The sequence below is a fragment of the Metabacillus flavus genome, from assembly GCF_018283675.1.
Lineage (GTDB): Bacteria > Bacillota > Bacilli > Bacillales > Bacillaceae > Metabacillus_B > Metabacillus_B flavus.
In genome coordinates, this window is the sequence record NZ_JAGVRK010000001.1 from 3,281,079 (window position 1) to 3,300,655 (window position 19,577).

The 19,577-nt window shown below is 43.9% G+C and carries 21 protein-coding genes, 1 pseudogene and 2 riboswitches; of the genes and pseudogenes, 4 read left to right on the forward strand and 18 right to left on the reverse strand.

The features are described 5' to 3' along the window. Positions 1–75: 75 nt before the first annotated feature. The 6 genes from J9317_RS16930 to J9317_RS16955 form a co-directional block, all read right to left on the reverse strand. Positions 76–906 (reverse strand): MetQ/NlpA family ABC transporter substrate-binding protein, encoded by an 831-nt coding sequence (locus J9317_RS16930; protein WP_211560700.1) that lies wholly within the window; start codon positions 904–906, stop codon positions 76–78. Positions 907–917: 11 nt separating this feature from the next. Further along, entirely contained in the window at positions 918–1,586 is a 669-nt protein-coding gene (locus J9317_RS16935) for a methionine ABC transporter permease (RefSeq protein WP_211560703.1), read from the reverse strand. Further along, positions 1,579–2,604, reverse strand: a complete 1,026-nt coding sequence (locus tag J9317_RS16940) for a methionine ABC transporter ATP-binding protein (RefSeq protein WP_211560706.1) — start codon at positions 2,602–2,604, stop codon at positions 1,579–1,581. Before J9317_RS16940 ends, J9317_RS16935 begins: the two co-directional genes overlap by 8 nt. Before the next feature lie 93 nt (positions 2,605–2,697). Then, positions 2,698–2,810: riboswitch (SAM riboswitch) on the reverse strand. A 106-nt stretch (positions 2,811–2,916) separates the two neighbouring features. Beyond that, on the reverse strand, positions 2,917–4,230 hold the full coding sequence (locus J9317_RS16945) for an O-acetylhomoserine aminocarboxypropyltransferase/cysteine synthase family protein (protein ID WP_211560709.1): 1,314 nt from the start codon (positions 4,228–4,230) through the stop codon (positions 2,917–2,919). Positions 4,231–4,290: 60 nt separating this feature from the next. Next, a riboswitch (SAM riboswitch) is annotated at positions 4,291–4,397 on the reverse strand. Positions 4,398–4,731: 334 nt separating this feature from the next. Further along, complete coding sequence (locus J9317_RS16950; protein ID WP_211560712.1) at positions 4,732–5,040, reverse strand: thioredoxin family protein; 309 nt, start codon at positions 5,038–5,040, stop codon at positions 4,732–4,734. A 20-nt stretch (positions 5,041–5,060) separates the two neighbouring features. Further along, the gene (locus J9317_RS16955) at positions 5,061–5,402 is read right to left on the reverse strand and encodes a toprim domain-containing protein (protein ID WP_249292215.1); all 342 of its coding nucleotides are present in this window, start codon (positions 5,400–5,402) and stop codon (positions 5,061–5,063) included. Here J9317_RS16955 and J9317_RS16960 point away from each other — a divergent pair. Next, positions 5,401–5,538: a hypothetical protein gene (locus tag J9317_RS16960; RefSeq protein WP_211560716.1), complete on the forward strand. Its 138-nt coding sequence runs from the start codon at positions 5,401–5,403 to the stop codon at positions 5,536–5,538. The two genes, J9317_RS16955 and J9317_RS16960, sit on opposite strands and share 2 nt — an antisense overlap. Here the strand turns inward: J9317_RS16960 and J9317_RS16965 are convergent. From J9317_RS16965 to J9317_RS16990, 6 genes are all read right to left on the reverse strand, one after another. Continuing rightward, positions 5,535–5,783: a YusG family protein gene (locus J9317_RS16965; protein WP_211560719.1), complete on the reverse strand. Its 249-nt coding sequence runs from the start codon at positions 5,781–5,783 to the stop codon at positions 5,535–5,537. The two genes, J9317_RS16960 and J9317_RS16965, sit on opposite strands and share 4 nt — an antisense overlap. Positions 5,784–5,841: 58 nt before the next feature. Then, positions 5,842–6,225 (reverse strand): glycine cleavage system protein GcvH, encoded by a 384-nt coding sequence (gene gcvH / locus J9317_RS16970; protein ID WP_035413819.1) that lies wholly within the window; start codon positions 6,223–6,225, stop codon positions 5,842–5,844. A gap of 49 nt (positions 6,226–6,274) precedes the next feature. Next, complete coding sequence (locus J9317_RS16975; protein WP_211562460.1) at positions 6,275–6,631, reverse strand: arsenate reductase family protein; 357 nt, start codon at positions 6,629–6,631, stop codon at positions 6,275–6,277. Between the two features lie 352 nt (positions 6,632–6,983). Beyond that, on the reverse strand, positions 6,984–8,768 hold the full coding sequence (locus J9317_RS16980) for an acyl-CoA dehydrogenase FadE (RefSeq protein ID WP_211560722.1): 1,785 nt from the start codon (positions 8,766–8,768) through the stop codon (positions 6,984–6,986). 27 nt (positions 8,769–8,795) lie between these two features. Next, positions 8,796–9,971 carry an acetyl-CoA C-acetyltransferase gene (locus J9317_RS16985; protein ID WP_211560725.1) on the reverse strand — a complete coding sequence of 392 codons (1,176 nt, stop codon included), beginning with the start codon at positions 9,969–9,971 and terminating at the stop codon, positions 8,796–8,798. Positions 9,972–9,984: 13 nt separating this feature from the next. Further along, complete coding sequence (locus J9317_RS16990) at positions 9,985–12,366, reverse strand: 3-hydroxyacyl-CoA dehydrogenase/enoyl-CoA hydratase family protein (protein WP_211560727.1); 2,382 nt, start codon at positions 12,364–12,366, stop codon at positions 9,985–9,987. Between the two features lie 179 nt (positions 12,367–12,545). Here J9317_RS16990 and J9317_RS16995 point away from each other — a divergent pair, with 179 nt between their 5' ends. Beyond that, on the forward strand, positions 12,546–12,695 hold the full coding sequence (locus J9317_RS16995; RefSeq protein ID WP_211560730.1) for a YuzL family protein: 150 nt from the start codon (positions 12,546–12,548) through the stop codon (positions 12,693–12,695). 42 nt (positions 12,696–12,737) lie between these two features. Here the strand turns inward: J9317_RS16995 and J9317_RS17000 are convergent, their stop codons facing one another. Then, positions 12,738–13,655, reverse strand: a complete 918-nt coding sequence (locus J9317_RS17000) for a proline dehydrogenase family protein (protein WP_211560733.1) — start codon at positions 13,653–13,655, stop codon at positions 12,738–12,740. 230 nt (positions 13,656–13,885) lie between these two features. On the opposite strand from J9317_RS17000, the gene J9317_RS17005 reads away from it, so the two are divergent. After that, positions 13,886–14,152, forward strand: coding sequence for a hypothetical protein (locus J9317_RS17005; RefSeq protein ID WP_211560735.1), 267 nt, complete (start codon positions 13,886–13,888; stop codon positions 14,150–14,152). A gap of 25 nt (positions 14,153–14,177) precedes the next feature. After that, positions 14,178–14,531, forward strand: a complete 354-nt coding sequence (locus tag J9317_RS17010; RefSeq protein ID WP_211560738.1) for a spore coat protein — start codon at positions 14,178–14,180, stop codon at positions 14,529–14,531. A gap of 928 nt (positions 14,532–15,459) precedes the next feature. On the opposite strand, the gene J9317_RS17015 is transcribed toward J9317_RS17010, so the two are convergent. From J9317_RS17015 to J9317_RS17035, 5 genes and pseudogenes are all read right to left on the reverse strand, one after another. Beyond that, positions 15,460–15,723: a DUF2573 family protein gene (locus J9317_RS17015; protein WP_211560741.1), complete on the reverse strand. Its 264-nt coding sequence runs from the start codon at positions 15,721–15,723 to the stop codon at positions 15,460–15,462. 2 nt (positions 15,724–15,725) lie between these two features. Then, a complete protein-coding gene (locus J9317_RS17020; protein ID WP_211560743.1) occupies positions 15,726–16,508 on the reverse strand; it encodes an IucA/IucC family C-terminal-domain containing protein in 783 nt (260 codons plus the stop codon). Then, a complete protein-coding gene (locus tag J9317_RS17025; protein ID WP_211560746.1) occupies positions 16,501–17,319 on the reverse strand; it encodes an ABC transporter ATP-binding protein in 819 nt (272 codons plus the stop codon). The genes J9317_RS17020 and J9317_RS17025 overlap by 8 nt, the downstream gene beginning before the upstream one ends. A 41-nt stretch (positions 17,320–17,360) precedes the next feature. Beyond that, positions 17,361–18,412: pseudogene (locus J9317_RS17030) on the reverse strand (FecCD family ABC transporter permease). Beyond that, complete coding sequence (locus tag J9317_RS17035; protein ID WP_211560749.1) at positions 18,409–19,413, reverse strand: FecCD family ABC transporter permease; 1,005 nt, start codon at positions 19,411–19,413, stop codon at positions 18,409–18,411. The pseudogene J9317_RS17030 and the gene J9317_RS17035 overlap by 4 nt, the downstream one beginning before the upstream one ends. Positions 19,414–19,577: the final 164 nt, after the last annotated feature.

Sequence of the window (19,577 nt, forward strand, 5' to 3'; positions counted from 1 at the left end):
AAATCAACGGGCTTAGTGTTTTTCAACAAGAAAAAAAGCCCCAAAAGGCAGCCTTTCGGGACTTTTTCTTCATGCTTATTTGTCTACAGGTACAACCGCACCCTCGTATTTTTCATCAATGAATTTTTTGATTTCATCAGAGTGAAGCACTTCAACAAGTGCTTTTACTTCTTTTTTATTTTCATCGCCTTTGCGGACAGCAATGATGTTTACATACGGAGAATCAGAACCTTCTAACGCAATCGCATCTTTTTGTGGATTAAGTCCTGCATCAATCGCGTAATTTGTGTTGATTAGCACTGCATCGCCCTCATCATTGTTGTAGATTTGCGGAAGAAGACTTGCTTCTACATCAGCTTTGAATTTAATATCCTTTTTATTCTCCTCAATATCTTCAACCGTAGCTTTCGTTTTGTCTACACCTTCTTTAAGCTTAATCAGGCCTTCACTCTCAAGCATAGTCAGAATTCGTCCGTGGTCTGCAACCGAGTTGCTCATGATGATTTCAGCTCCCTTAGGAAGCTTATCAAGTGATTTGTATTTCTTTGAATACACTCCAATTGGCTCGATATGAATTCCACCGGCATTCACAAAATCATAATTTTTATTTTCAGCCATCTGAGACTCAAGGTACGGAATGTGCTGGAAGTAGTTAGCATCAATTTCTTTGTCAGCAAGTGTTTTATTCGGAAGAATATAGTCCTGGAACGTTTTAATTTCCAGTTCTACTCCTTTTTTCTCTAAAAGAGGCTTAGCTTCTTCAAGAATTTCGGCGTGAGGAACGTTGGATGCACCTACAACCAATTTCCCTTTTTCTTCACTGCCTGAGCCTGAATCGGATGTCCCGCACGCCGATAATGCCAGCGCGGATACCGCAAATACTGTACTTAATAATAATTTCTTCATTTCTTTTCCCCCTAGCGTTTGTCTAGTTTTCTTGTAATGAGATCTCCAATGATTTGGAGAATAAACACAATAATTAAGATAAGAATGGTAGCTACTAACGTCACTTCATTGTTGCTGCGCTGGAAGCCTTCCAAATAAGCAAGATTCCCAAGTCCGCCGGCACCGATGACACCTGCCATAGCCGAGTATCCGACTAGAGCAATAGCGGTAACGGTAATACCTGATGCAAGGGCTGGCATCGATTCCGGCAAGAGGACCTTCCAGATGATCGTAAAGGTGGAAGCACCCATTGATCTTGCTGCTTCAATAACCCCTTTATCAATTTCCCTTAAACCGATTTCAACCATTCTTGCGTAAAAAGGCGCTGCGCCGATGATTAAAGCGGGAAGTGCAGCTTCTGCACCGAGCATAGACCCAACGAGCGCTTTTGTGAATGGAATCAAAAGGATGATTAAAATAATGAAAGGTATGGAACGAAAAACGTTCACGAAAGCTGAAATAATAATGTTTACAATCCGATTTTCCCAGACGTTTCCTTTTGATGTAAGGAATAATAGCAATCCAAGGAGAATTCCAAGAATAAAAGTTGCCAGCACCGAAACGCCGGTCATATAAATCGTTTCAGCTGCAGCCGTCCAAACCTTATCCCAATTCACTTCTGGAAATAATTGCTCAAGCATGGGCAACCACCTCCACTTCTACCTGATGATCTGATAAGAATTGTAAAGCCCGGTCCATTTCTGTTTCTTCCCCGTCAATATAAAGGAACAGTGCACCATAAGCCCCGCTTTGGGTCTGAGATATTTTACCCTGCAGGATATTCACCTTTACATCGTAGTTTTTAATTAAGCTGGTCACAACCGGCTGCTCGGTAGAATCGCCTACGAAGGTCAGCTGGACGATTCGTCCTGATGGATAAGAATCAATCAGATGGGCAATGGTTTCCTTTGTCTCTTCAGGCTCAGTAACCTGCTGGACAAATCGTTTCGTAATAGGAGCTTTAGGTTTTCTGAATACATTCAGCACCTCTCCTTCCTCAACAATTTTCCCATCTTCCATGACCGCTACCTTGTGGCAGATTTTGCGGATGACGTGCATCTCATGGGTAATGAGAACAATTGTCAGGCCCAGACGCTGGTTAATATCTACAAGCAGTTCCAGAATAGAATCCGTTGTCTGAGGGTCAAGCGCTGAGGTTGCTTCGTCACACAGCAGCACTTTCGGGTTATTAGCAAGGGCTCTTGCAATACCGACCCGCTGCTTTTGACCTCCGCTCAGCTGTGATGGATAAGCACTCTCTCTGCCTTCCAATCCGACAAGACGGACTAATTCCTTCACCCGCTCCTTTCTTTCAGAAGCAGGGATTCCTGCAATTTCAAGCGGGAATGCAATGTTGTCAGCGACTGTGCGGGACCACAGGAGATTAAAATGCTGGAAGATCATACTGATTTCCTGTCTGGCCTTCCGAAGCTTGCTTCCTTTTATCTCACCTATGCGGTTGCCTGCGACCTCAATTGTTCCCGATGTCGGAGTCTCGAGACCATTCAAAAGCCTGATCAAAGAACTCTTGCCTGCTCCGCTGTAGCCGATGATCCCAAAGATTTCCCCTTTTTGAACTTCAAGGTTTACATCATCCACGGCTGTGATACTCCCTGATTTTACAGAGTATACTTTTGAAACATTATTTAGTGTAATCACTGCACTCACCTTCTTTCTGATACGATCTGAAAAGAATAAAAAATGCCCTTCTGCATAAGTGAGCAGAAAGGCATTAAAATATAGGATACCTTTCTCTCATCTTTCAAAATGCCTCGGCATTTTGAGTGAATTGGCACCATTTCAGTCACATGACTGATGGTTGCCGGGCTTCATAGGGCACGTCCCTCCACCTCTCTTAATAAGAGAACAATTTATTATTCAGTTGGGATAGTTTGAAATTTTAAAAATATTTCAGATCTGAAAGTGAGTTTATCATGCAAAAATAAAGTTGTCAACACATAATGTATGCAACTAATTGCTTATGACAGTTAACGATCGTTTTCCCGTAGCTGCGAAAATAGCTGACTCCAGATCTTCAATGAGATCGTCTGAATGTTCAATTCCTACAGACAATCTGATCAGATCCTCGGAAACCCCGGCCTCTGACAGCTCTTCCTTGCCAAGCTGCTGATGTGTCGTGCTTGCCGGATGAATAATCAAGCTTTTGGCATCCCCGACATTCGCTACATGAGACCATAATTTCGTATGATTGATCACGGCTTTCCCTTCCTCCAAGCCCCTATCTATTCCAAAGACAATAACAGCACCCGCTCCTTTAGGCAAATATCGATCAGCAAGGCTTTTTGATGGATGGCCTTCAAGCTCCGGATACAGAACCCACTTTATGGCAGGATGGTTTTGAAGGTAGGAAACGATTTTCCTCGTATTCGCAATATGTTCCTTCATCCTGACATGCAGCGTCTCTAAACCGAGCGTGAATTGAAAGGCATTGTACGGACTTAGTGCCGGACCTAAATCCCTCAGAAGCTGAACCCTTGCCTTTACGATATAAGCGAGTTCACCGAGGGCTTCGGCAAAAACGATATTGTGGTAGCTTGGATCAGGAGTAACGAAGGCTGGAAATTTGCCTGTAGACCAGTCAAACTTGCCGCCATCTACAATAATTCCTCCAAGCGTTGTTCCATTCCCAAGCAGCCATTTTGTTGCCGAATGAACCACAATGTCCGCTCCATGGTCAATGGGTCTGAAAAGGTATGGTGTAGCAAAGGTATTATCAATGATTAAAGGGATCCCCGCTTCATGAGCAATTTCAGATACCGATGCAACATCAAGAACCTGAAGACTGGGATTTCCGATTATTTCTCCGAAAATTGCCTTCGTTTTTTGAGTGATTGCCTTCTTAAAATTCTCAGGATCTGATGCATCGGCAAAAACTGTTTTGATTCCGTATCTCGGCAATGTGTTAGCAAATAAATTATAGGTTCCGCCGTAAAGATTGGAAGCTGCGACAATTTCATCTCCAGCTTCTGCAATATTTAGTATCGCGAGGGTAATGGCTGCCATTCCGCTCGAAACAGCAAGAGCACCTGCCCCGCCCTCAAGCTGCGCCACCCTCTCTTCTAGCACTGAAACGGTAGGATTATGTATCCTGGTATAGATGTACCCTGGCTCTTTTAAAGCAAAAAGATCGGCTGCATGATCCGTGTCCTTAAACAAATAGGCATTGGACTGATAAATAGGTACGGCTCTTGCTCCTGTAATCGGGTCCTCCTTAAGTCCTCCATGTACGGCCAGTGTTTCCTGTCTGAATCCATTCTCACTCATTTGATCTCCCCCTGATTTCAAAATAAAAACCCCTTCCGAAGAAGAGGTTTCTGTCCGCTCTTCTCATCTGCCAGAAGGTAACCTTCTGCTGGATTTAGCACCGTATCTTAATAGACCGGTTGCTGCGTTATTATCGGGCCAGTACCCTCCAACGCTCTTGATAAGATATTTGTTTGAATTTTCTTTATATTAACTCCTTTTTTATTAAATGGCAACTATTTACTATGAAAATTTGGCTATTGTCATAAAATTTGTTGTTTTAATAAATAGCCAGACGAGGTTGCTGGAGTCTTCAGGCAGCTGGCTTATCCTTAAACGGACCTTAAGCCACCCTCATACAACTGCGTCTTGTGGGTTTTACCAGTTCCGCTGCTCGCACATTCCCGGAAAAAATAAATAGAGTTTTAAAACTGATTTTATTTCCCGAGAAATATGAGGAATGAAGGAGAAACAAATAGAACTGACAAACAATATGTCATAACGAAAAATAAAAACGCCGCATTAAGCGCCGTCTTTTCGAAGAAGTGTATATAAAAATTCCACAGATTGAAATGCATATTGTTTCGTTTTTAGATGCCCATTTTCAAAAACCAGCAGGCATGGAACACTCTCGACTTCCCATTTTTCTGCATAACCCGGTAAATAATTAAGATTCGCCATATAAATGTCCGTTTCCGGCAATGCCTCATCCACTACTGTAAGCATACGCTTTGCAAGCTGGCAGGTTCCGCAAAAGGGCGTATAGAGATACAAAGTAAACCGTCCCTTATTCATCATCCCGGATATCTGCTTTTCATTTACTTCAATCATAATGAAACCAGAACTCCTTGCTATAAAAATTTCGCCTGGACATCAATATTCGCACCAAGCAATACAGAGGCGATATGATGTTCTGGAGCTGCAGCTACTTCCTTATACATTTTATCAATGTACAGATGCGAAGCTTCGGGGAACTCTCTGATGAACTGCTTTCGCAGCTTCTCTCCCGCTTCGTCTGTATCCACTAGCACATAGACATCATTTTCAAAGTACTCATCAATAAGTTCGTCCATTCTTGTAAGACTAATCGTACCATTCGTGCAAATAATCTTGACCGGCTCATTAATGACTTCCTGAATTTTAATCTTATCTGATCTGCCTTCAACAATAATGATTTTAGGAGCCTCTGACATGACCATCACATCACCTGTTCATTTTGTCTTTCTAAAGTTTATTCTCTTTTCAATCCAATGTTTCCTGCAGAACCAGCCTGGAACAAGTCTTGAAAAGCAGATAAGGCAGTGGACGGCTCCACTGCCTTATCATTAACACCAGCCGTTTTCGTCGTCACAATCAACATACTTTTCATCTGGTTTAACCGGCACGTCAGCCATCTGATAAAAACGGTCTTCATTGGCTTCAAATCCGTTTTTTAATTCAAATTTGCTGCCGCCTTCTACTCCATAAATCATTGTCCCGATTGGCTGGTTGTCCAAATAAAGATTCATTTGCCCATCAGCAAACTTGCCCGTTACTTTATCAGTAACATCGATGCGTTGTTTTTTTAGCGTCAAGTCAAGCCCTCCCTTTTCCTTAGGATGGCCCAACTTAATTTATGAAATGCTGGTTAAATTAGTCTTCGTTGGTCATTTCTGTGTATTGTTCTGCCGTCATCAAGTTTTCAATTTCACTTGAATCAGAAGGCTCGATTACGATCATCCATGCTTTTTCATATGGAGATTCGTTAACATATTCAGGATTATCATCCAAGTCTTCATTCACTTCTACTACCTTACCGCTGATTGGTGCATAAAGCTCAGAAACGGTTTTAACAGATTCAACAGAACCAAAGGGCTCGTCTGCTTTAATTTCCGTACCTGCTTCAGGAAGCTCAACGAAAACAATATCTCCAAGCTCTGATTGTGCAAAATGTGTAATCCCTACTCGTACTTTATCGCCTTCTACTTTTACCCACTCATGTTCTTCAGAATAACGAAGTTCGTTTGGTGTATTCATTTTATTCCCTCCAAAGTTCTATTGTTTATGGAAAAGACAAAGTCTCTTCTTATGTCCACATTTGCTCAAATTCATCTTCTTTAAAACCGACAGTGACCTTGCTTCCGTTCGCTGTAATCGGTCTTTTAATGAGCATTCCATCTGAAGATAAAACGGTTAGCATTTCGTCTTCAGACATGCTGCTCAATCGGTCTTTCAAACCCAACTCACGGTATTTCTGTCCGCTCGTATTAAAAAACTTCTTCAGCTCCAAGCCGCTCCTGGAGTAAAGATCTTTTAGTGTCTCTTTACTCGGCGGATTTTCCGCAATATGTATAGTATTTAGTTCGTGGCCATGCTCTTCCAGCCATTTCTTAGCTTTCCGGCATGTACCGCACTTAGGATACCAGTAAAAGTCCAACATAATCCTCCTTATTGTACCATGCAGCCTGCCAAATATGTTGAAATAAACGCTCATCACAAATTAGGCGGACTAAAAAGTTATAGCCCTATTTTACTCACCTTTAAGGTCTATTTGCAAGAAGGAGCATTTTTGACAGAGAAAGCTCTTTTAAACATGCCTGTTCATTTTTCTGTATGCATTTATCTTTCAAGAATGGTTCGAGAGCCTTTCCGGCGCTTTGCGTCTGCGGAGCTCCCTTTAGCTGGCATTTCCCGCAGCCGTCCAGTTCCTCCTGCTTCTGCATTCAGATTCATCAGAGCCTGAAAAAAAGCATGCAAGCCGGCCCGGCTGCATGCTCTTCTCACTTAATGAACAATTAGTTTACATAGCGGTTTGCATCAATAATCGCAGCCGCGATTTCACGTTTCTTCGCAATAACGTTAATCGGAGTATGACGAGTGAATTTGCGCAAGGCAGAGACCATCATGCGGAGTGAATCACCCGTTTCAATAGCCACCAGGGATTCTTTAGCATGTGCTTCGATTTCGTTAAATGCCTCTTGGCAATATACTTGAGTATAAAGAAGCTTTTGGCTGTTTTTTGTTTCTCCAGAAGAAGCGATTGCTTTCTCTGTACGGAGGATTGCAGACTCCATTGCATAAATATTGCTTACAATATCAGCAATATTCACAAGAATCTCCTGCTCTTTTTGCAGTTCCTGCCCGTACTTCTGTGCAGCCAAACCAGCAATCATAATACCAATTTTTTTCGCATTTTTAAGCAAATGCTTCTCTTGCTCAAGCGTGCCTTCGCCCACTTCTTCCGGCATGAGCATCATTAACTCTTCTTGAAGAGCCTTCGCTTTCTGAAGCAGAGGAAGCTCACCTTTCATGGCTTTGCGCAGGAATGTTCCAGGCACAAGGAGGCGGTTAATTTCGTTTGTTCCTTCAAAAATCCGGTTAATACGGGAATCACGGTACGCTCTTTCCACTTCATACTCTTGCATGAACCCGTATCCGCCGTGAATTTGCACACCTTCATCTGCTACATAATCAAGTGTTTCAGATCCTAGAACCTTTCCTAGTGAGCACTCAATGGCATATTCAGCAATCGAGGCAGCGACGGCACGGCCATCCTTTGTCTCTTCTTCAGAAAGCAAGCCCATTCTTTCCTCAAAAAGGCCTACTGTACGGTATACAGAGCTTTCCATAGCATATGTTTTGGAAGCCATGTTCGCAAGCTTCTCTTGAATGAGCGAGAATTTTGAAATGGGTGTCTTAAACTGCTGGCGCTGGTTCGCATACTGTACGGAAACGTCGATGACCCGTTTGGAACCTCCAATTGTACCAACAGCAAGCTTGTAGCGGCCAATATTTAGAATGTTAAAGGCGATTACGTGGCCCTTTCCAAGTTCTCCAAGAAGGTTTTCCTTAGGCACCATGGCATCTTCAAGAATCAGTGTACGTGTAGAAGAACCTTTGATCCCCATTTTCTTCTCTTCAGGTCCAGTTGAAACTCCCGGAAATTCTTTTTCAACGATAAACGCCGAGAAGTGTTCGCCGTCAACTTTTGCATACACAACAAACACATCAGCAAAAGCGGAATTCGTAATCCATTGTTTCTCACCGTTCAATACATAATGAGTACCTTCTGCATTTAGCCTTGCAGTTGTTCTTGCTCCAAGTGCATCTGAACCTGAACCAGGCTCTGTCAAAGCATATGCAGCAAGTCTCTCACCAACTGCTAAATCGGGAAGATACTGCTTTTTCTGTTCTTCATTACCGAAAAGAACGATTGGCAGAGATCCGATTCCTACGTGAGCTCCGAAAGAAAGCGAGAAGCTTCCTGCACGGGAGAATTTCTCAGTAATAAGGGCTGAGCTGATCTTATCCAGACCAAGTCCGCCGTATTCTTCAGGAACGTCTGCACCAAGAAGTCCAAGCTCTCCCGCTTGCTTTAAAAGCTTAACGGATTTGTCGAATTCATGTTTTTCGATGGCTTCAAGCTGCGGAAGAACATCATTTACGACAAAGTCTTCCGTCGTTTTAGCAATCATTTTATGTTCTTCTGTAAAATCCTCGGGTGTAAATACGCGGTCAAAGGATGCATCCTCAATTAAAAAGCTTCCGCCTTTTGTTACAGTTTCTAATGATTTAGCCATTTTAAACCCTCCGTTTTTTTTATTCTATTAAACTAGTTCAAATACTCCTGCAGCACCCATACCGCCGCCGATGCACATTGTTACGACCCCAAACTGCTCATTTCTGCGTTTCATTTCGTGAATAAGCGATAGCGTAAGCTTTGCTCCCGTACATCCAAGCGGATGACCAATTGCAATTGCTCCACCATTCACATTGACTTTTTCTTCATCTAGTCCAAGCTCGCGGATAACCTGAAGTGACTGGGAAGCAAAGGCTTCATTTAATTCAAATAATCCCACATCTCCAACAGTCAAACCGGCAAGCTTCAGTGCTTTCGGAATAGCTGCAACCGGACCGATTCCCATTACTTCCGGAGGTACACCCGCAACAGCAAAGGATCTGAATTTCACCATAGGCGCTAAACCAAGCGCCTCCGCCTTTTCACGATCCATGACCATAACAGCAGCAGCACCATCACTCGTTTGAGAGGAATTCCCCGCGGTTACGGAACCTTTTACATTAAATACAGGACGGAGTTTAGCAAGGACATCCTGTGTTGTACCAGCGCGTACTCCTTCATCTCTGGAAAATAAAATGGACTTTTCTTTCAGCTTGTTGTCAGCTCCGACAGAACGAAGCGTAACCTCGACCGGTACAATTTCATCATCAAATCTCCCTGCTTCTATAGCAGCTGCAGCTCTCTGATGGCTTCTTACTGCAAATGCATCCTGATCCTCACGGCTGACTCCGTATTTCTGGGCCACTTGTTCGGCTGTATGTCCCATTCCCATGTAATATTCAGGCGCTTCTTCTGCAAGCCTTGCATTTGGACGAAGTGTATGTCCCATCATTGGCACGAGGCTCATAGATTCCGCTCCGCCTGCTATAATCGTATCGGAATGTCCAAGCATAATTTTTTCTGCAGCATAGGCAATCGTCTGAAGACCGGAAGAACAGTAACGATTGATCGTAACCGCAGGAACAGTATGCGGCAAACCTGCCAATGCTCCAATATTTCTTGCCATATTCAATCCCTGTTCAGCTTCTGGCATTGCACAGCCGATGATCAGATCATCAATATTGCCTTCATAATTACCCGCACGCTTCAACGTTTCTTTTACAGCAAGTGCTCCCAAATCATCAGGGCGAACGGTTGCCAAAGTTCCTTTTTTCGCTCTTCCTATAGGTGTTCTTGCACCTGCAACAATGACCGCTTCTCTCATCTGGTACCCCTCCTTAGTTACGTAACGGTTTTCCTTTAACAAGCATGTGCTGCATTCGCTGCTGTGATTTACCCTCTGAGACGAGACTCAAGAATGCTTCTCTTTCAAGATCAAGCAAATATTGTTCATCGACTTTTGTGCCAAATGGAACTTTTCCGCCGGCAATTACAAAAGCGAGTTTCTTGGCGATTTTTAAATCATGCTCCGAGATGAAGCCGGACAGCTGCATCGTTTGAGCTGCAAGAAGCAGAGTAGCATAGCCTGTTTCCCCTACAACCGGAATCTTTTCTTTCACAGGAGGACGGTAGCCGTTCTCATGAAGCTGAAGCACGACCCGCTTCGCATCATACAGCAGGTGGTCAGCGTTAATGCTGATTCCATCCAGGGCATCCAGGAATTGAGAATCTCTTGCTTCAGCTGCAGAAGTGGAAACCTTCGCCATCGCGACTGATTCAAAAACCTTGTTTGCTACATTTTGAAGGTCGAAGTCCAAACCTTTAGGAATGCTGTTTAAATGTTTGATATAAAGCTCCTTATTGCCTCCGCCGCCAGGAATCAGTCCGACACCTGCTTCTACAAGTCCCATGTACGTTTCGCTGGATGCCTGGATTCTCGCAGCAGGCAGGCAGATTTCCGCTCCGCCGCCGAGCGTCATGCCAAATGGCGCAGCCACAACCGGCTTTGGACTGTATTTAATTTTTTGCATCGCTTGCTGGAAGTGGCGGATGACCATGTCAATTTCATAGAAGTTATCATCCTGAGCTTCCATCAAAATCATCGCCAGGTTGGCGCCGACACAGAAGTTTTTCCCCTGGTTTCCTATTACGAGCCCTTTAAAGTTAAGTGCTACATCATCAATGGCGTAATTAATCATCTGGATAATATCCATGCCGATTGCATTGCTTTGTGAATGGAACTCAAGAAGAGCTACTCCATCTCCAAGATCAATCAGGCTTGCGCCGCTGTTTTTCTTAATAACACCTTTTGTTTCTTTTAAAGACTTAAGATTGATGGCTTTCTCGCTTGTTTGCAGACGGCGGTACTCCCCATTGCTGTAAAAGAATCGAACTCCATTTTCTTCTATATAGAAGGATGTATGGCCTTTATCCAGCATTTGAGAAACCCAGACAGGAATGTCGTATCCCTCTTCTTTCAGTCTTTCAGCTGATTTTTCAAGGCCAATCGCATCCCAAAGCTCAAACGGTCCTTTGTCCCAGCCGAATCCCCATTTCATTGCCTGATCAATAGATACAATGTCATCGGCAATTTCACCAAGAAGTTTTGCAGAATAGAGAAGTGTTGGAGCTGTTATTCCCCAAAGCAGCTCTCCAGCGCGGTCATTTGCATAGATAAGCGCTTTCAATTTAGATGAGCCTTTTGCCTGTTTTGCCATTTCTATGGATGGAGCGCTTAATTTCTGTCTGCTTCGATATTCCATTGCGGACGGATCAAGTTCAAGAATTTCCTTGCCGTCTTTCTTGAAAAATCCCTGTCCTGCCTTCGCGCCAAGCCATCCGTTTTCAAGCATCTGTTTCATAAATGAAGGAACGTTAAAGACTTCTTTTTCCTGTTCTTCAACATTTTCATATACGTTGTTGGCCACGTGGACAAATGTATCCAAACCAACAACATCCAGTGTACGAAATGTTGCACTTTTCGGCCGTCCGATTAATGGGCCGGTAACTGAGTCGACTTCTCCTACGCTGTAGCCCTTCTCGAGCATCTCTCTTAAGGTTACAAGAAGACCATATGTTCCAATCCGATTTCCAATAAAGTTAGGAGTGTCCTTGGCAGTAACGACTCCCTTGCCAAGCACGTCTTCACCGAATGTTTTCATAAAGTGAAGAACCTTTTCATCTGTATCTTTCGTCGGAATAATCTCCAATAGTTTTAAATAGCGCGGCGGATTAAAAAAGTGAGTTCCTAGGAAATGCTTTCTGAATTCCTCTGAACACTCGGATACCATGGCTTCAACAGAGATACCGGATGTATTGGAACTTACAATGCTCCCCTTCTTCCGGTACTTTTCAACTTGCGCAAACACCTTTTTCTTTACATCCAGATTTTCTACTACGACCTCTATAATCCAATCAGCCCCGGATAAACGCTCCATATCATCTTCAAAATTCCCTGCTTCAATGAGAGCAAGATTCTTTTTGGATGTTAGCGGAGCCGGTTTTTGTTTTAGCAGTTTTTGAATGGAAGTTGATGATAACCGATTTCTTACGGCCGGATCTTCCAGGGTCAGCCCTTTTTTCTGCTCATCCCCTGTGAGCTCTTTAGGCACGATATCCAATAGCAAAACAGGGATCCCGATGTTTGCTAAATGTGCCGCAATTCCCGAACCCATAACGCCGGATCCTAGCACCGCAGCTTTATTAATTTGCTGGACCATAAGTTTTCCCCCTTGTTTGAATGAATGCTCATTCATTTTTTGCTCAAAAAAAATGTCTTCCCATTTCCTTCTCATTACTAATATAAAAGATTTTGAAAATTTCTTCAATACATTTGATGGAATTAATATGATTTTTCTTTTAATTGAGAGGAACGCTACAACAGTGGAGGTGAAGAAAGATGGCAAAATTGAAAAAAAATCCATCAAAAGCAGGCGTCAGTGCTGCGAGTGTTAAAGGAAACGCAGGTCCTGTCAACGAGCAGGATGGCGGAGGCAAACGTACAAGCACCAATCAGCAATACAAGAAGCATAATATGGACGAATCATAATAATTGGATCCTCCTGCTTATTGGCACGAGGATCCTCTTTGCTTATTTCTTCATGACTCCCTTAAGGACGAACGCTACATTCGCAGGCCGCTCAGCAAGTCTTCTCATGAAGTAGCCATACCAGTCGTTTCCATAAGGTACATATACACGCATTTTATATCCTTCATTTACAAGCTCCAGCTGCCTCTCCGGACGGATGCCGAAAAGCATCTGAAATTCGAATTGGTCAAGCGGAATATTATGCTCCTCTACAAGCTGCTTTGTATATTCAATAATGGCGTCATCATGAGTGGCAACAGCTGTATAGTTTCCATTCAGCAGATGCATCTTGATGATCTTTTTGAAATTTTCATCTACATCTTTTTTCTCAGGGAAGGCTACTTGAGGGGATTCTTTGTAAGCGCCCTTAACTAATCTTAAATTCGGACTGTATTTGTTCAAATCCTCGATGTCTTCTTCAGTCCGGTATAAGTATGCCTGAATAACAGTTCCGATATTGTCATACTCTTCTCTGAGTTTCTTGAAAATCTCTATGGTTTTGCCGCACCGGCTGTAATCCTCCATATCGATCGTAACGAAAACATCATTTTTCTTCGCTGCTTCAAGAATTCTGCGCATATTGTTCATCACCAGCGCATCAGAAATATCGAGACCCATGGAAGTCATTTTTAAAGAGAGCTGAGACTGGAGCCTTTCTCTGCCGATTGCTTCTATTGCCTTAATGGAATTGTCCGCCATCTCATTCGCTTCGGCCGCATTATCTACAAATTCCCCAAGATAGTCAATGGTGACATCAAGACCCTTATTGTTAAGCTGCCGAATGGCTTCTGAAGCCAGTTCAATTGTTTCGCCAGCAACAAATCGGGCAGCACCGAATTTAAGTCCATACCTTTTGGCGACTTTTGTAAGCCCTCTATTTTTGGACAAAAACAAGAAAAAATTGCGCATTACTGTTTCCATATTCATTCCTCCTGTAACCGCATACATTATATCTGAAAACTAAATTTCGGAATATCTCCTAACAATATCCTCTATATATAAAGAGCCTTCAATTATAAATATTTTATCATCTTTCTGACTATTTGAATATCATTTTTTATCCAAAGGTGTCGTTTCATGTCAAATGAATAGAAACATTCATACTGGAGGAAGGATAGGAATGATACGTTTTAATTTAAGGAGGAATTAACATGCAGCAGCAGCCAATGCAAAATCAATCTAACGTAATGCCGCAGCCGCCAAATATCATTTCAACGAAAGACCATCTTTATCTTCAAGATATGCTCTCATGGAACCTTTTGGCCATGAAAAAAGCTCACTTTTTTGCAGAGCAATGCCAAAACCAGGAACTGAAAATGGAATTGGAAAAAGCGGGGCAAATGCACAACCGTCACTACCAAACAGTACTAAGCCATCTTCAGCCCCAGCAGGCCCAATCACAGCAGCCGCTTCAATAAATTATATCGAAAGGAGATTCACACTATGAACCAAAACCAAAATCAGCAATCCGGAAAAATAGGCAACCAGGAAACACAGGTACCCAAAACACCGCAAATGAACGAACGTGACTTTGTAAATGATCTGCTCGCCACTGAAAAATACATGACAGACGCCTATTGTACAGCAATGAATGAAATGAGCCACGAAAGTTTATACAAAGATATACAGTCCATCTTCAACGAAACCCAGGACTGCCAGAGACACCTCTATAATTTAATGTTCAAAAACGGCTGGTACAAAGTCGAAGCCGAGCAAGCCCAAAAAATGCAGCAAACCCATCAGCAATTCTCCGGCTACGCCCAGCAGCAATCACCGTATGGGGGTTTGATGCAATAACGAAAAGCGGAGGGCGCTTGCTCAGCGCTGAGAGACGGTGGAGCTGGAACTGACAAAGTCGCTTTTTGACTTTGACAGGGCCAGCGAAGCGGCCGAAGCGCTAGCGCCCGCAGCTGGACACCACGAAAAGCGGAGGGCGCTTGCTCAGCGCTGAGAGACGGTGGAGCTGGAACTGACAAAGTCGCTTTTTGACTTTGACAGGGCCAGCGAAGCGGCCGAAGCGCTAGCGCCCGCAGCTGGACACCACGAAAAGCGGAGGGCGCTTGCTCAGCGCTGAGAGACGGTGGAGCTGGAACTGACAAAGTCGCTTTTTGACTTTGACAGGGCCAGCGAAGCGGCCGAAGCGCTAGCGCCCGGAGCTGGACGCTACGAAAAGCGGAGGGGATTTGCTCAGCGCTGAGAGACGGTGGAGCTGGACTGACAAAGTCGCTTTTTGACTTTGACAGGGCCAGCGAAGCGGCCGAAGCGCTAGCCACAAAAACTAGGTACGATACGGAGCTTGATCATGTATCACCAGGCGCTCATTCCTTACAACTTGTAATGATAAATCTGCCGGCTCATCCTGGTTAAGCCTCGTGAGCCGGTTTCAGCATAAAATTCAAAATTTCATCATATATTTAAAAAATTCATCATAACCAAGGTAGAATTCATCATAAACTGAAAAATTTCATCATAAACTATAAAAAATTCATCATAAAACGGCAGATCACTCTTTTTCGTCCTAGTTCATCAGCTAACTGAATGTTATTCATCGGATTTTGCTGAAATCTTGAATAGTTGAGGCGCTAATCATCTTTACCGCCTTCTTATCCTGTTACGATCCTTCAGGAATCCCCCCTACTATCTACACTCCAACAGTAACTCCACCAGTAATCATTTCTAGAGTATATACGAACAAAAAAGCACCGGGCTTAAATTCGGCCGGTGCTTAGTCGTCTTTTTTCTTTTGGTTGTTTTCACGGTGCTTTTCATTCATTTCTTTGACATCGGTGCTCACTTGTTTCATAGCAAGTTTAAATTCGGGGTATTCTGCGTTCCAGTGCCGCACCAGATTCGGCATGGTTTTGGCCATGTGGGTATAGAGTGCCCACATCTCCACTTTCTCCTGCTCGTCATTAGCCGAAGCGCCGATTAGGAGCTCGCAGTATTTTTCAAACAGGCCGTCGAATTGGTCTTTAAACGTTTTGTCCATCGTTATCCCCCGTATCCTTTAGGTGGTTTTACACATTTAACTGGACAAGTTTTGCAGCGGGCTCCGCGGTCTGAAGTTAAATAAAACAGACAGCATGTGCGTCTCATTCTGATTTCCTGGCCTGTTTCAGGCTGGATAGTTATCTGCCCGTCATATCGTTTCAACGGATTCTGGTGGAAATCTCCAAAGAGGGAGCCTTCTGCTTGTGCTACTGTAAAATTAAAGTCGCTTTCTACCTTCTCGCGGCTGATCCCCTCAGGAACAGAAGCCATAAGCGTTTCGAACATCCACCTTACATAGATGGAGACATTTTCCCAAAGGATCCATTTGGAAATACTCGTATTTCTGCTTGCTGTTTTTATCAGAGGATGAATGTTTTCTGCAAAAAGCTGCCGAATAACCGAGCTTCTCCATTCTTCCCTGCTTTCATTATTTCCCGGAACGATTGCTTCCATGTTATGAAAATGGAAGGACGGAAGCCATAGCGGATCCTGATCATCCGTTTCCAAGGATAAATTTTCCGGTCTTAGGATTGGAGCTTTATTAAAGACAGTCATGGAATACAGTGTTAGAGCCGCTAAAAATCCATAACGCTTCAAAAGCATGGATACCGCAGTTTTTCGGTCAGGGGCTTCAATCTTCGGTTTTACTTTGTCCAAATACGTTTTTAAAGATTCAGGGTCAAGGAGATCTTTTACTTCAACAGAAAGGCTGGAAGACCACCGCTTCCTTCCCAAACGGAATTTTTCCAGTTCCGCAAGCTCCGTTTCTATAAATTCAGCCATTTTGCATACTCACTTCTTTCAAAATACAGCGGCCCCGTCCGTGCGGAATACATAACGGTGTTCCGAAAAGGGGATCCACAGTAACCTCGCAGTTCATTTGAAATACATCTTGAACAAGGCTGCAGCTTATGACATCTTCCGGTTTACCCTGATCATGGATCTTCCTGTCTTTAATAGCTACAAGATGATGCGCATACCGGCAAGCTAAGTTTAAGTCATGCAGCACCATGACGATTGTGCGGTTTTCACGTTCGTTCAGCTCAAACAGCAAATCTAGAACTTCAATTTGATGGGTCATATCAAGATAGGTCGTCGGTTCATCCAGGAGAATAATATCTGTGTCCTGTGCGAGCGTCATTGCAATCCAGGCGCGCTGGCGCTGTCCTCCTGATAGTGAGTCGACAGCACGGTCGGCAAAATCAAGCATTCTTGTAGATTCAAGTGCTTTATAAACGGCATCCTCATCCTCTTTTGACCACTGGCTCAGCCAGTTTTGGTAGGGATAACGCCCTTGTTTAACAAGCTGAAGAACGGTAAGTCCTTCCGGAGCTGCCGGTCCTTGAGGAAGAATAGCCAGCTTTTTGGCAACATCCTTTGTCGGAAGCTTTGCGATGGACCCTCCTTCTAAAAGGACGGAACCGTGGCTCGGCTTTAAAAGTCTTGCCAGGGAACGGAGCAATGTTGATTTTCCGCAGCCATTGCTTCCGATAAAAACCGTAATTTCGCCTTTCGGAAGTGTCAGATCCAGTTCATCTATAATAATGGAATCCCCGTAAGATAAGGTAAGGGATTTCGTTTCAATTGCACTCATGTTATCTCGCCCCTTTACAAATTCGAGCCCATAGCTAAGTATTACGTATTTCTTGTTTTATATAGCAGGTAAATAAAATAAGGAGCTCCTATAGCTGCGGTGAACACTCCTGCCGGTACTTCGAGCGGTGAAAATACAGTCCTCCCAATCAGGTCGGCAATCATGACCAGAAAGGCTCCTGCTATTGCCGATACAGGGAGCATGGCTCCGTAGGATGACCCTACAAGTCTCCTGGCTATATGCGGCGCCATCAATCCGACGAATCCGATTCCTCCGGCGAATGCTACAGCTGTTCCAGTCAATGCTGTGCTGAGCAGCAGAAGCAGCAGTCTATTTCGCTGCACCGCACTTCCTGCGCCTGTTCCAAGTTCATCACCCAGCCCTTGAAGGTTGATGAGACGAATCACGATAATTGTAAGGAAAAGAAGCAAGAGCGTCAGCGGCAGCATGATTTTCACCTGCTGCCAAGTGGCTCCATATACGGTGCCTGTTATCCATGTATTTGCCTGTGAAGCCCTATAGATCGGGCCTTTAATCATCATAAGAGTGGTCATCGACTGAGCGAGCAGGGAAAAGCCAATCCCTACAAGCACAAGTCTAAAGGATGATGATCCGCCTTTCCAGGAAAGCGCATATACGATAAAACCAACTGTAACAGCACCGATAAAGGATGCAACAGGCATCCATTGAATGCTAACGGTCAGTGCGTTGTTTTTATCACTGAAAAGCGCCAAAAATGTTACGACTGCGAATGATGCTCCCCCGGTAATGCCGATGATATCCGGTGATGCAAGAGGATTTCGAATAATCCCCTGCAAAATCCCCCCGCTACAGCAAGGCATACACCAACTAATATCGCAATCAGTATCCTTGGCATCCTGAATGATGAAATGATGAGCATATTCATTTCAGAGCCGAAGCCGGTCAGTGTTTTAATGACTTCCAGCGGGCTCATCATGACCTCTCCCGCACCTGTGCTAACGAAAAAACCAGCCAGCAGAACGGCAGCCATAATCATGGAAACCTTAAATGCTTTTTTATCGATAAGGAAAGAAATAGATTTTCCTATCCGAACAGTCCAATGCGTATTCATGCCCGATCAAACCCCTTTCTTGCGATGTAGATAAAGAAAGGTGTTCCAATAAGCGCGGTCATAACTCCGACCGGCACTTCCTCAGGCATAACCACATAACGGGCTGCAATATCCGAAACAGTGAGGAGAATTCCTCCAAGCACTGCAGAATAAGGCAAAATCCAGCGGTGATCGTTTCCGACAAAATAACGGGCCAAATGCGGGATGACAATTCCCACAAAGCTAATCGGACCCGATATGGATACGGCCCCGCCTGCCAGAAAAATAACGGCAATGGCGGCAAAAATTTTCACAGTCCCTGTTTTCTGTCCAAGCCCCTTTGCTACATCTTCGCCCATTGTAAGGACATTGATTTTCGGGCCAAGGAAGCCGCATATGACAAATGCCGCAGTCATATACGGGAGTACTGCAATAAGAGATTCAAGCTTTCTTCCTTGAATGGATCCTGCCAGCCAAAACAGAACCTGATCCAGAGCTGCTTCATTTACAACCAGCAAGCCCTGTGTTAGAGAACTAAAGAGCGCAGCCATTGCAGCTCCCGCAAGCGTCAATTTTACAGGCGTCAGTCCCTCCCTGCCCATCGATCCAATAAAATAGACCGTTAAAGCAGCGGCGGCAGCGCCAAGGAAAGAAAGCCACGTAAATGCCTGAAGGGATGAAACATGAAAAATGGAAACGGCAGCGACTACAAAGAATCCTGCCCCTGCATTGATTCCAAAAACCCCTGGTGATGCAAGCGGATTTTTCGTCAGCGCCTGCATGATCGCTCCTGCCATGGCAAGACTTGCCCCCACCAGTGCGGCAATTAAAGCACGCGGAAGTCTGACTGATGTAATGATAATATGTTCATTAGAGCCGGCAAAATCGGTAAATGCCTGGAAGGCAGTTGTCCAATTCGTCCGGGCATACCCGTACACGATACTTGCGCACATAGCAGCAGCAAGGATCAAGAACAGTCCTAATAATAGAATGAATTTTTGTGAGTAAGACTTAACCAGCATATTTTTTCTCCGTATTTTAATCATCAAGTTTTGACTTTTTCCAGTCTACGGTTATTGTAACAAATGAGAATGAATTTGAAAATCATTTTCAATTACGTGTTGACATCGCATACAAAAGCGACTTATTATTTTAATTGTAAATGAAAATCATTATCATATGGGGG

Excerpts from the sequence above, each read along its gene's own strand:
- J9317_RS16945 (WP_211560709.1), bottom strand. The coding sequence starts at position 4,230 with ATGAGTGAGAATGGATTCAGACAGGAAACACTGGCCGTACATGGAGGA.
- J9317_RS17025 (WP_211560746.1), bottom strand. The coding sequence starts at position 17,319 with ATGAGTGCAATTGAAACGAAATCCCTTACCTTATCTTACGGGGATTCC.
- J9317_RS17035 (WP_211560749.1), bottom strand. The coding sequence starts at position 19,413 with ATGCTGGTTAAGTCTTACTCACAAAAATTCATTCTATTATTAGGACTG.
- J9317_RS17010 (WP_211560738.1), top strand. The coding sequence starts at position 14,178 with ATGAACCAAAACCAAAATCAGCAATCCGGAAAAATAGGCAACCAGGAA.
- J9317_RS16935 (WP_211560703.1), bottom strand. The coding sequence starts at position 1,586 with ATGCTTGAGCAATTATTTCCAGAAGTGAATTGGGATAAGGTTTGGACG.
- J9317_RS17005 (WP_211560735.1), top strand. The coding sequence starts at position 13,886 with ATGCAGCAGCAGCCAATGCAAAATCAATCTAACGTAATGCCGCAGCCG.
- gcvH (WP_035413819.1), bottom strand. The coding sequence starts at position 6,225 with ATGAATACACCAAACGAACTTCGTTATTCTGAAGAACATGAGTGGGTA.
- J9317_RS16955 (WP_249292215.1), bottom strand. The coding sequence starts at position 5,402 with ATGTCAGAGGCTCCTAAAATCATTATTGTTGAAGGCAGATCAGATAAG.
- J9317_RS17000 (WP_211560733.1), bottom strand. The coding sequence starts at position 13,655 with ATGGAAACAGTAATGCGCAATTTTTTCTTGTTTTTGTCCAAAAATAGA.
- J9317_RS16930 (WP_211560700.1), bottom strand. The coding sequence starts at position 906 with ATGAAGAAATTATTATTAAGTACAGTATTTGCGGTATCCGCGCTGGCA.
- J9317_RS17015 (WP_211560741.1), bottom strand. The coding sequence starts at position 15,723 with ATGGACAAAACGTTTAAAGACCAATTCGACGGCCTGTTTGAAAAATAC.
- J9317_RS16985 (WP_211560725.1), bottom strand. The coding sequence starts at position 9,971 with ATGAGAGAAGCGGTCATTGTTGCAGGTGCAAGAACACCTATAGGAAGA.
- J9317_RS17020 (WP_211560743.1), bottom strand. The coding sequence starts at position 16,508 with ATGGCTGAATTTATAGAAACGGAGCTTGCGGAACTGGAAAAATTCCGT.
- J9317_RS16980 (WP_211560722.1), bottom strand. The coding sequence starts at position 8,768 with ATGGCTAAATCATTAGAAACTGTAACAAAAGGCGGAAGCTTTTTAATT.
- J9317_RS16960 (WP_211560716.1), top strand. The coding sequence starts at position 5,401 with ATGACCATCACATCACCTGTTCATTTTGTCTTTCTAAAGTTTATTCTC.
- J9317_RS16990 (WP_211560727.1), bottom strand. The coding sequence starts at position 12,366 with ATGGTCCAGCAAATTAATAAAGCTGCGGTGCTAGGATCCGGCGTTATG.
- J9317_RS16995 (WP_211560730.1), top strand. The coding sequence starts at position 12,546 with ATGGCAAAATTGAAAAAAAATCCATCAAAAGCAGGCGTCAGTGCTGCG.
- J9317_RS16950 (WP_211560712.1), bottom strand. The coding sequence starts at position 5,040 with ATGATTGAAGTAAATGAAAAGCAGATATCCGGGATGATGAATAAGGGA.